Genomic DNA, 12464 nt, shown 5'->3' with positions numbered 1-12464 from the left:
ATACCTGAAAGCTAACACAAAAACTTTATGCTAAACGCTGTCCCCAGGACGACTGTGAAGACATTGCTAAGTCAATAGTGGCGGGTAGTAACCGATTTAAGGTCACTTTTATTACTTGAAATTGGCGCATGGTCTTAATGGCAGACAACTGCATAGACTCGTCAAGCAAGACACAGGATGCAAACTCATCATCCGCATCTATAATCATAAACAAGCCTTGATCGAACCCGGAGTTGAGCTCACATAAACGACGCTCTTCTGGCCATTCAGTAATATCTGATTTTTGAAAGTGCCAGCTTTGTGGCATTTGAGGACGGCCGAAACGCTTCCAGGCCATTGCATGTAATGCAGCATCGTCAATAGCACATGGGAGCTTGTCGCTTGGATAGCCTTCGAGGAGTTCGGTTGTTGACTGAAATACAGTCGCATCCTCAATATCCAATTCAGAACGTTCAAAATGAATGTTGACCAGCTGGTTTGGCTTATACGCTATTTGGCATGAGTTTTCTTCCGAGAGCTTAACAGAAAGCTCGCCAGATTCTTGATTGTATAGCCATAACCAATGCGGTTGTGATTCCACGCTGTTGCCCTTTATTCTTCTAATATGAGCGAAATGATTCGAATGCGACTAAATAATATACGGGTAAAGATACTAGACTCAGGTATCTATTACAAGCCGTTAACAACTTCTTTAATAAGTTTGGGACCGTGATAAATAAACCCAGTATAAACCTGAACTAAACTTGCTCCGGCAGCTAATTTTTCTTTAGCCGCAGCTGCACTATTAATGCCCCCTACTCCAATAATCGGCATTTTTCCATGAAGCTCGTTGCTTAAGTGACGGATAACATCTGTGCTTTTATCTTGCAACGGACGCCCGCTAAGACCGCCGGCTTCTGACGCTTGCGAGTCGGTTAAATGCTCACGAGCAAGTGTTGTGTTAGTTGCAATAACACCGTCAATGTTGGCATTGAGCAGTGATTTCGCCATTACGGTGACTTCATCTGCTGTTAGATCTGGGGCAATTTTCACGACTAAAGGTACGTAGCGATCGTGCTTTTTATGCAGCTCAGCCTGGGACGCTTTTAGCTTACTGAGCAAGTCATCTAATGCAGTGCCGTGCTGCAAATTACGTAAACCCGGCGTATTGGGCGATGAAATATTAATGGTGACGTAATCTGCATACGGGTAGACTTTCTCAAGGCAAATAAGGTAGTCGTTAATAGCCTCTTCTTCGGGAGTTACTTTGTTTTTGCCAATGTTAATGCCAAGCACGCCTTTATAAGAAGTGGCTTTAACATTCTCCAAAAGCTTATCAACACCCTCGTTATTAAAGCCCATCCGGTTAATTATGGCTTCATCACTTACCAAGCGGAATAAGCGAGGTTTATCATTACCCGGTTGAGCAACCGGCGTGATAGTCCCTATTTCAACAAAACCAAAGCCCATTTGACCAAAAGCATCTATGCACTCGCCGTTTTTATCAAGACCTGCCGCTAAACCCACCTGGTTAGGGAAGCGAATACCCATTACTTCGCACGGTTTATCTGGAATACTCTGTTTCCAAAACAGCGACAACGGGGTGTTGTGCCAACGCTTTAAAATACCGAGCGCAAACTCATGCGTGCGCTCGGCGTCTTGGCGAAACAGCCATGAACGAATAATTCCGTACATTAGCTGCATACTTTTGGTGCACAGTTATGACTAAGTAACATCAGCTCGCGTAACGCGACTGAGAACTTAGCAAACTCATGGCTCTTAGTCGTTTTAAAGTCAGAAAGCATTTGCTGCCAACGGTACAGCAGTGTTTCGTTCTTCTCTACCCACTCGCTTATCATCTTCTCTGGGTCTTTCGCGTCTGAGGTTGCTTTTAATACCACTTGCGTCAGTGAGCGTTGCTGCCAATCCAGCTCTTCGCGGAAAGCGGCACGAGCCAGTGCTTGCCAGTGGTTAGCAACCGGTTGGTTATTAATCTGTGTTAAGAACCAGTGTAAGTTAAGCTCAGCACCTAAACGGAAGTAAAGTGTTCCGACCGTTTTCAGGTTTTGCCCGCTTTCGTTAGCCACTTCAGCTAAATCCATAGCAGAGAAAATGGTGCTCAAGCTGGCAACGTGCTTCGCTAGTTCAGCCGGGAAGCCGTGTTCTTTGTATTTCTCTATCGTTTCTTCAATCACCTTCACTTCGTCTTCAATCATATATTTCAGACTGTTTTTGCGAAGATCATCAAATGCGCCCATGTAGAAATCCAGGTGTTCCTGAATACCATTCAACGTTGGATTTCTGTGGCGCAGGAACCAGCGGGTTGCGCGGCGGACCATGCGGCGAAGCTGGAACAATACGTCGTTTTGTACCTCAGCCGGTACTTTATTGTTCAGCGCTTCAATTTTGTCGGTAAGCTCTTCAACTTTGAAACACTCACGTGCAACGACATAAGCTGAGGCAACTTCTGCAACACTAGCTCCTGTTGCTTCCTGCTTACGGAATACAAAGTTTGGCCCCATGTCATTAACAATGTTGTTGGCCAGCTTGGTTGCAATGATCTGCCCTTTCAGCGGGTGCGACGTCATTGCTTCAGCAAAACGCTCACGCAGTGGTACCGGGAACGAATCAAATAGCTCACGAGCATGGTAAGGATCTTCAGTAATCTCGTCTGTGATCAATTGTTCTTTCAGAACCATTTTTCCGTAAGCGGTTAATACTGAAAGCTCTGGACGAGTTAACCCCTGATTCGACGCCTGGCGTTCGGCCAGTTCATCATCATCTGGTAAGAACTCCAGTTGACGATTCAGCGCACCGTCACGTTCCAACTGATGAATAAAGCGCTGCAGCTCTTTTATCTGATCAGCGCCGCGAAGCGCGGTAACTGAAATTGACTGAGTTTGGCGATTACAGTCATCCAGCACAATTTCTGCCACTTCTTCTGTCATGTCGTACAGTAATTTGTCGCGTTGCTTCTGCGTTAAGTCGCCACTGGTCACCAAGCCGTTCAGCAAGATCTTAATGTTGACTTCATTATCCGAGCAGTCAACGCCACCCACGTTATCAACAAAGTCAGTATTAATGCGACCGCCTTTTTGAGCAAACTCGATACGTCCAAGTTGAGTGAACCCGAGGTTACCGCCCTCACCCACAATTTTTGCTTTGAGCTCGTGACCATTCACACGTAGTGCGTCGTTGGCACGGTCGCCGACGTCAGTATCGGTCTCTGCTTTACCTTTTACGTAGGTACCAATACCACCGTTCCAAATAAGATCGACTTCCATCGTCAAACAGGCTTTTATCAGCTCGTTTGGCGTCATCGACTTCTTATTGGTGCCAATCATCTTTTTAATTTCTGGCGTTAACTCAATGGCCTTGGCACTTCTTGAGAAAACACCACCGCCCTTAGAAATCAACTCTTTGTTGTAATCGTCCCAGGTAGAGCGCGGTAACTTAAATAAGCGGTCTCTTTCTTTCCAGGAGCTTGCTGCATCTGGCTCTGGGTCGATGAAAATATGCATGTGGTTAAACGCAGCTTGTAAGCGCGTATGCTTAGACAACAACATGCCATTACCAAATACGTCACCGCCCATATCGCCGATAGCAACACAGGTAAAGTCAGTGGTTTGACAGTCAATACCCATTTCACGGAAGTGACGTTTAACAGACTCCCAGGCTCCGCGTGCGGTAATACCCATTTTCTTGTGGTCGTACCCCACTGAGCCACCGGACGCAAACGCATCGCCTAACCAGAAATTATATTCGGCAGAGATACCGTTAGCGATGTCCGAGAAGGTTGCGGTGCCTTTATCGGCCGCGACCACTAAATATGGGTCGTCTTCGTCATGACGCACAACGTCTTTCGGTGGAATAATTTCGCCTTCAATAATGTTGTCAGTAATGTCTAACAGTGCGCGAATGAAGGTTTTGTAGCATGCCTGACCCTCTGCCATAAAGCCCTCACGGTCTTCCGGCAGCGCTTTACAAATAAAACCACCTTTTGCGCCAACCGGCACAATAACGGTATTCTTCACTTGCTGAGCTTTGACCAGTCCTAAAATTTCGGTGCGGAAGTCTTCTCGTCTGTCAGACCAGCGCAAGCCGCCACGGGCAACTTTACCGCCACGCAAATGAACACCTTCAACACGCGGTGAATAAACGAAAATCTCAAACTTAGGCAATGGCAGCGGCATTTCCGGCACCATTTCCGGTAGGAATTTCAATGAGATATAAGGCTTATCCTTGCCGCTTTCATCGGTTTGGAAAAAGTTTGTTCTAAGTGCAGCATCAATGAGCTCAACGTAACGACGAATAATGCGGTCGTCATCTAAGTTGGCAACGTTATCCAACTCGGTGTTAATTCGTGTGTGCAACGCTTCGAGCTTTTTATCGACATCCTTAGTACCCGGCTCAAACTTGGTATAGAACATTTTCACAACCAATTTAGCCAGCAGCGGATACTTACTAAAGGTACTTTCAATGTAGCTTTGGCTGAATGTTGTACCAATTTGGCGCATGTATTTAGCCAGCATACGCAAAATGGTTGCCTGGCGACCATTCATACCAGCACCCAGTACTAAACGGTTGAAGCCATCATCTTCAAGCTGACCGCCCCATACTTTAGCAAAGGCATTTTGGAAGGTCTCGCGACTTTCATCTAAGTCCAGCGAACCCGCCGTGTGAAGCATTTGGAAGTCAAGAACCCAAAAAATATGACCATCGCTGGTTTTAATCTGATACGGGCTTTCACCAATAACTCGTAAACCAAAGTTTTCGAGCATCGGCAGCACGTCAGACAAATGAATGGGTTCGTCTTTATGGAATAGTTTCAGATGCAGATGTTTGCTGTCGTCTTTCTCTTCTTGCGCACGATACAGCACCATGCCCAACTTGTGATCATCGTCTAGCGACTCAAGTTGCTTAATGTCAGAGATAGCTACTGATGGCAGCACATCTTCTTTATATGAGCGAGGAAAAGCTGAAGAATAACGCTTGTTGAGACGCGTTGCCTGGGCTTCACCGTATGTAGACTGTAAAATTCTCTCGAAATTATCTTCCCAGGTGCGTGCAGCTTCAATCAAGTTTTGCTCCAAATCTTTCACGTTAATCGTCTGATGATCATCACTTAAACGGACTGTATAGTGTGTTCTCGCCAATGATGACTCTGAAAAATACGTCGTAAAGTCAACGTCGTATTCCGTTTTGAACGTTCTTGCCAATATACTTTGCGTACGCTCACGCAGTAAGGTGTTGTAGCGCTCTTTCGGCACGTAAACCATGCATGACATGAAGCGACCAAAGATATCTCGGCGCAAAAACACGCGAGTCATATCACGCTCTTGCATTTGCAGCACGCCCAGACCGACTTCTAATAAGTCATCCTCTTCAGCCTGAACAATTTCATCACGTGGATAGGTTTCTAAAATATTCAGTAACGCTTTGGCGGCATGAGACTGTGGTGCGAAACCAGACATTTCCAAAACACGCTCGATTTTTTCACTAACCAGAGGAATATCCGAGGTGCTGTTATTATAGAAGCTCGCTGAGTAAAGACCGATAAAGCGGTGCTCACCAATAACTTCACCTTTTTCATTGAAGCGCTTAATACCAATGTAGTCCGAGTACGCAGGACGGTGAACACGCGATTTAGAATTGGTTTTGGTCAATAGTAACAGGCGATCATTCTGAATGATTTCGCGAGCATCTTCCGGCAATGATGAAACCAAACGACCTTTATCACTGACCGAATTTTTCATTAAGCCAAGGCTGGTCTCTTTAATCTGTTTTAGCTCATAGTCGCCTTTTACCGGGCTAAGCTCATATTCACGATAGCCGGTTAATGTAAAGTTGTCGTCTGCCAACCACTTAAGAAACTTCTTAGCCTCGTCTTTATAGACTTTATCGCCAGGATAAAAATCGTTATCAAGCTCTTTAGCCACTTCTTGCAAGCGCTCACGCATTGGCTTCCAGTCTTGAACAGCCAGGCTAATTTCTTCCATTACCGAGACCAACTCTTTCTTCAGTGTCTTAATTTCTTCTTTGCTGGTCTGACGGTCAATTTCTATCAGGAACACGGTATCGACGTAATTATCTTTACTACGTGTACCGGGCTTTTGTAACTCTGTAACTTGGTGTTTTTTGTCCCGTTTGTGACTAATCGGCATGTGCAGCAGTAAGTGCGACGTAATACCCAGGCGAGATAACGCCATACGCACGGAGTCGACCATAAACGGCATATCATTTTGAATGATTTCAACAATGGTATGTGGCGACTCCCAGCCGTCCGTAGGGACATCAGGATTGTAGACTTTAATAAGTGCTTTATCGCCAGACTTATATTCGTTAAAGCTGTGCCAAAGTCCTAAAACAGCACCGTACATATCGCTATCGTGACGATTGGTTAAATCATCGCTTGCAATGTTTCGGTATAACCGTTTGGCAAAATCTGCAACTAAATGCGCCTGAGGGGCTGGAACTTTCTTATTTATCAATTCAACGACTTTTTCCAGTAAAACCGGAGATTGACTATCGACCAACGACATAATTACAGAGTCCTTGAGGTTGTTGGTGAAACGTCGCAGGCAAGCCAAATGCGGCCCGCGGCCAATGAATCTATGATTGAGGTTATTGTCGGACATTTATCATAGGCTTTCAACGCTATTTCGCATTAAAAACCAGTGTTTAGACCAGATATTTCGGGGATTAAGAAATAACTATGTTATTTAACTGAATGGAAGTCTTTAGACACGACGTAAATCAACAAATTTTTGATTTTCATCGACTTGTAGGCAGAAGCGTCCTCTTATTCCCTGACTGTCAATAAACTTAATAAAGCGGCCCGCGGGAATTGCGACCCGCGTGCCGTTATCAGTGGTTACAACTACCTGTTGAAAGCCCTTGTTATAGTAAACATCACAGTATTCCTGATAGCTCATGGACAGACTAAAGACATACTGGATGATCACGTTACTCGCCTACCTTAAATAATTATTCAGTTAGACAACTTTCTACTTTTTCAAACAAGTCGCTGGCTAAGTTTGGTAAAGACTGAATGCCTTTCAACTCAGCTTTCATTAGCTCTTGACGTTTTTCGTCATAGCGACGCCAACTTACAAACGCAGACAATAAGCGCGACGCTACCTGAGGGTTAAAGTCATTCAACACTTTAATTTGCTCAGCTACCAGTTGGTACCCTTTACCATCAGCTCTATGGAACTGCGCTTGGTTCTGTGTAAAAGCAGCCAGTAACGAATAAACCCGATTCGGGTTTTTAATGCTGAAATCCGGGTGCGACATAAGCTCAGTCAGCCGCTCAACGGTCGCTTCGTTATTGGCAAGTGCTTGAGTACTGAACCACTTGTCCATCACCAGTTTTTCCCCACGCCATTGCTTATCAAAGGCCTCCAGGAGAGTTTTCGCCAGCGAATGATTTGACCAAACAGCAGCCTGCAATGCCGCAAGCTGATCAGTCAGATTGTCCGCTTGACTAAATTCTTGCTCAAGCAGTTCATCGCTGTTGCTGGTTAAGGCCAGATAGCTTAAGCAGGTTTTCTTCAACTGTCGCGCCGCAATGTCTTGTGCCGACAACTCATAAGGGTGTTTAGTTGAACACTTATTGTAAACACTAATAAAGTCTTCTTTTAACGCTTCAGCGAGCTGCTGTTTAAGCGCATCGAGGTTTTCGTTAATTCGCTCAACAGGTATCACACTAAAGTTTTCAGCGATGGTTGCAGGCGTGGGTAATGTTAACGCTAATGCAATTAAAGCCGGGTCGCTGTCTCCAAGCAGTAAGTTTCGGCAAGACGTAACCGTTTGTTCGTCTAACTCTAGCGCCGTTTCGCTCGAGATAGCCTGCTCAACCTTACGTGAAAACAAGGTTTGTGCAGCGTCCCAGCGACTAAATTCATCTTGGCTGTGAGCCATTAGAACACGTAATTCATCGTCACTGATGTCCCGCTTCACTTTCACCGGTGCTGAGAAGTTCTCAAACAGCGATAAAACAGGCTGTTCGGCAACATTTTCGAAGCTTAGCGTTAGCTCTTTATCTTTAAGATGAATCAGCTGTTCATCAGACAACTCCAATGGCTGCCCTTTTACGGAATACGCTGACCATTTCACCGGAATATGGAATGGTGCCTTCTCACTTTGTCCGGGCGTTGCAGGCGTTTCCTGGCGCAAGGTAATAGTCAGTTTTTGTTGCTGAGCATCATAATCTTGCTCAACAGAAACTGTTGGTGTACCCGCTTGTGAATACCAATGGCGGAAACAGCCAAAGTCAGCACCATTGGCATCTTCCATCGCCGCAACAAAGTCTTCGCAGGTAACGGCTTGTCCATCGAAGCGCTCAAAATATAGCGCCATGCCTTTTTGGAAGCCTTCTTCGCCTAACAAGGTATGAATCATGCGAATGACTTCTGCACCTTTGTTATATACCGTAACGGTATAAAAGTTGTTCATTTGAACCACTTTATCCGGACGTATGGGGTGCGCCATTGGGCTAGCGTCTTCAGCAAACTGATGGCTTCTAATAACTTTGACATCGTTAATGCGGTTTACTGCTCTAGAGCCTAAGTCAGAGCTAAACTCCTGATCTCGAAAAACAGTTAAGCCTTCTTTCAGGGACAACTGGAACCAGTCACGGCACGTCACTCGGTTACCCGTCCAGTTATGAAAGTACTCATGGCCGATAACCGACTCGATGTTGAGAAAGTCCTGGTCAGTCGCGGTTTCTGGATTCGCCAATACGTATTTGGCATTAAAGACATTTAAGCCCTTATTCTCCATAGCTCCCATATTGAAGAAGTCGACGGCAACGACCATATAAATATCGAGGTCATAAACCAAGTTAAAACGCTCTTCGTCCCATTTCATCGCGTTTTTGAGCGATTCCATAGCGTGTGGGGCTCGATGAAGGTTGCCTTTATCGACAAACAGTTGAAGCTCTACGTTTCTGCCATCTTTGGTTGTGAAAGTATCTTCCAGTAAGTCGAAGTTACCAGCAACTAAGGCAAACAAATAACTGGGTTTCGGATGAGGGTCTTCCCACACGGCCAGGTGCTTACCTCCTTCTATCTCACGATATTCAACGCGGTTACCGTTTGATAGCAAGTATGGGTAGCCTTCTTTATCGGCAATAACCGTTGTGCGGTACTTTGCCAGAACGTCGGGGCGATCCATGAAGTAACTAATGCGACGGAACCCTTCGGCCTCACATTGCGTACAGTAAGTTCCTTCGGCTAAATACAAACCTTCAAGCGCCTCATTGGCGCTTGGGTTAACTGTATTTTCAATGGTGAGTTCAAAGCTATCGAACGCTGTTTCGAGTACCAACTGGTTATTTTCAACCTTCCACTTTTCGGCCGGAATAACCTCATTATTCACTTTGACACTATTCAGCGTTATGTCTTCGCCATCAAGCACCAACGGCTTACTGTGATTCCCTTGGCGCTCAACCTTCATGACATTAGTGACCCGGGTATTTTCAGGGTGTAACTCAAAGGTTAAGTCAACCGTTGAAATAGTGAATTCGGGTTGTTGATAATCTTTTCTATACTTCGCTTTCGGTAACTGTGTCATAACTTCCTTTCGTTACTGATTAAGCCGTTGCTTCTTTTTGCTCTGGCTTTTTATAAAGAATGGTCCAGCCTGTGTAGGCAAACACGATAGCAATTAACGGTGTTAAGTAGTTGAAGAACGCAAAGATACCATACTCAAATGGGCTTACCGCAAGCACCGAGAACATATAAGCACCACAGGTATTCCATGGAATTAATGCTGAGGTGATAGTACCACTGTCTTCTAACGTACGAGACAGCACGCGAGGATCAAGGTTACGGCGCTCATATTCCTCGCGGAACATGCGACCTGGCAAGACAATCGCCATATATTGGTCAGCGGTTAAAACGTTGGCACCAAAACAGGTGAATATAGTACCGGTAATGAGTGAACCGACAGATTTGCTCGCCTTTAACATACCGCGAATAAATCGTTCTAACAGACCAATTTTTTCCATAATGGCGCCAAATGTCATGGCGCTCAGAATAAGCCAAACGGTATTGAGCATAGAAACCATGCCTCCACCGCTTAACAGAGAGTCTAAGTTAGCGCTACCGGTACTGACGGTTGTGCCATCAGACAATGCCAGCCAAACCACTTTTAGCGATGCTATCCAACCTTCTTCTCCGGCAATTTGCGTGACCATTTCAGGCTGGAAAATGAGCGCCCAGACGCCGCCTAGTAGCGCCCCAAAGAACACGGTGGGTAGCGCCGGTTTACGTGTTGCCGCTAAGTATAAAAGTACGGCAAGTGGTACCAGCATTTCCCAACCAATATTAAAGGTTCCGTGAAGCTGTGTTTGCATTTGTTCCAGACGCTGTAAGCTCACATTGGTGTCTGCGTTTAAGCCCAGAATTAAAAAGATGATGACTGAGATAACAAACGCCGGGCCGGCTGTGTAGCCCATGTAACGGATATGCGCAAATAGCTCTGTACCGGCAACGGCGGGAGCAAGATTTGTGGTATCGGAAAGCGGTGACATTTTGTCACCAAAATACGCACCAGAAACGATAGCACCGGCTGCAATAGCTGGCTCAAGCCCCATGCCTGAAGCTACCCCCATAAGCGCCACACCTATGGTAGCTGCGGTTGTCCAGGAGCTACCAATTGACAGAGCGACAATACCGCAAATAATACAGCTGGCCGCATAAAATAATCCGGGATTCAGCAACTCTAAGCCAAAGTAAATAAGTGTTGGTACGGTGCCCGAAAGCAACCAGGTTCCAATTAATGAGCCAACTGCAAGAATTATCAGCATAGCGCCTAGGGCGACTGAAATCCCCTCGGTAATACCTTCTTCTATTTGTGACCAGCTAAAGCCATTTCGGAAACCAATAATAACGGCGATACCCGCTGCCACTAATAGCGCTATTTGGTTAGGCCCGTAAGAAGAATCTTCTCCGAATAAATAAACGGATGAAGCCAGCATGACAATTAGCGCGATTAATGGAATAAGCGCCTGGAGCAAACTCGGTTGTTTTGTTGTGTGACTCATTAATTTTTAACCTAAAGTTTTATAAAACCAATTAGCTGTAAGAAAATAATAATAATGGCTACAGGCGCTATGTATTTAACGCACAACAACCAGATGTCAAAAACGGGTTTATGACTGTCCAGCTCATTTTCGCTGTGCTCTCTTTTCATCACCCAGCCAGCCAAAATTGCGAGCAGTAAACCGCCTAATGGTAAAAGAATACTCGACGTCAGAAGGTCAATAATATCAAAAATTGAGTTAATAGGTTTACCTAACCACTCGCCGCTAAGCTGCGCCCAGTCACTACCGGCAAATGAATGAATGGTGAGTTGTCCCAGCAACCACAGAACAAGGCCTGAAACTAACGTAGCCGGCCAACGACTTAAGGAGAACTTCTCTGCCACAAAAGCGACCGATGACTCGATCATAGCAATGGCCGATGTGAATGCGGCTATAACAAGCATGACAAAAAAGACAGTGCCAAGTAACGTACCCGCAGGCATTTCTGCAAATGCCAGAGGTAATGTAGTGAAGATAAGGCCTGGTCCTTCGCTTGGCGTAAGACCGAAACCGAAAACCAGAGGAAATATGGCCAAACCGGCAAGTAGCGCAACGATGGTATCAATTACAGCTATCCACAAACTGGTTTGAACAATTGATGTTTCCCGAGGCAAGTAAGCGCCGTACATAATCACTACGCCTGACGCCAAGCCTAATGTAAAGAATGAGTGACCCAAAGCAATCATTACACCGTTTACCGACAGTTTGCTAAAGTCAGGCTCAAACATAAAAGTAATAGCGGCAGAGAAATCGCCGATGTTGCCAACGTATATAGCAATGCCAACCAGTAACAGGATCATCGCAGGCAATAGAAATCGGACAGAACGTTCTAAACCGTTTTTCACACCATTACCAACCACTAAAACCGTCGCCACAATAATAAGGCTATGCCATAGCATTAGCTCGCCCGGCGATGAAAGCAGCCCGGTGAAAACGTTACCCACTTGTTCTGCCGATGCGCCTTCAAACAGCCCCTGTCCTGCTTTGAAAACGTAGGCTAATGCCCAGCCGGCAATAACCGCGTAAAAACTTAAAACCAAATACCCTGTTAGCATTCCCAGCCAACCAGCACTTTGCCAAAACGAGCTTTTCCCTGACTCCAGGGCGACAGACTTTGCTGCATATCCAGGTGAATGACGGCCCCGACGACCAATAATGACCTCGGCTATCATGATAGGAATGCCAATGCCAAGAATACACAGCAAATAAATAAGAACGAAAGCGCCACCGCCATTTTCCCCCATGACATAAGGGAACTTCCAAATGTTGCCCAGCCCAACGGCTGCTGCGGAGGATGCCAAAATGAAACTTAACCGGCTGGACCAGCGGCTTGAGATTGTTTGATTGTTTGTCATCGTATTTTAGTTATTGTTGTTATTTTATTGAGTTATATCAC

General features: G+C 45.5%; 7 protein-coding genes. All 7 read right to left on the bottom strand.

Translation table 11 applies throughout. The annotated features are described in order from the left end of the window. Positions 1-25 precede the first annotated feature (25 nt). The 7 genes from BLT32_RS06100 to BLT32_RS06070 all read right to left on the bottom strand — a co-directional run bounded on the left by BLT32_RS06100 (position 26) and on the right by BLT32_RS06070 (position 12423). Positions 26-580: a cell division protein ZapC domain-containing protein gene (locus tag BLT32_RS06100; RefSeq protein WP_053953638.1), complete on the bottom strand. Its 555-nt coding sequence runs from the start codon at positions 578-580 to the stop codon at positions 26-28. Between the two features lie 89 nt (positions 581-669). Beyond that, positions 670-1674, bottom strand: coding sequence for a quinone-dependent dihydroorotate dehydrogenase (gene pyrD / locus BLT32_RS06095; RefSeq protein ID WP_053953637.1), 1005 nt, complete (start codon positions 1672-1674; stop codon positions 670-672). After that, positions 1674-6521 carry an NAD-glutamate dehydrogenase gene (locus tag BLT32_RS06090; RefSeq protein WP_053953636.1) on the bottom strand — a complete coding sequence of 1616 codons (4848 nt, stop codon included), beginning with the start codon at positions 6519-6521 and terminating at the stop codon, positions 1674-1676. The genes pyrD and BLT32_RS06090 overlap by 1 nt, the downstream gene beginning before the upstream one ends. Before the next feature lie 198 nt (positions 6522-6719). Further along, on the bottom strand, positions 6720-6944 hold the full coding sequence (locus tag BLT32_RS06085; RefSeq protein WP_053953635.1) for a DUF2835 family protein: 225 nt from the start codon (positions 6942-6944) through the stop codon (positions 6720-6722). A 22-nt stretch (positions 6945-6966) separates the two neighbouring features. After that, complete coding sequence (gene pepN, locus BLT32_RS06080; protein ID WP_053953634.1) at positions 6967-9555, bottom strand: aminopeptidase N; 2589 nt, start codon at positions 9553-9555, stop codon at positions 6967-6969. 19 nt (positions 9556-9574) lie between these two features. After that, entirely contained in the window at positions 9575-11029 is a 1455-nt protein-coding gene (gene nhaC, locus BLT32_RS06075; protein WP_053953633.1) for a Na+/H+ antiporter NhaC, read from the bottom strand. 11 nt (positions 11030-11040) lie between these two features. After that, entirely contained in the window at positions 11041-12423 is a 1383-nt protein-coding gene (locus tag BLT32_RS06070) for a sodium-dependent transporter (protein WP_053953632.1), read from the bottom strand. Between the last annotated feature and the right edge of the window lie 41 nt (positions 12424-12464).

Source organism: Idiomarina zobellii, assembly GCF_900100855.1.
Lineage (GTDB): Bacteria > Pseudomonadota > Gammaproteobacteria > Enterobacterales > Alteromonadaceae > Idiomarina > Idiomarina zobellii.
The sequence above is the reverse complement of the archived record's forward strand: the minus strand, read 5'-3'. Positions and strand labels throughout refer to the sequence as shown.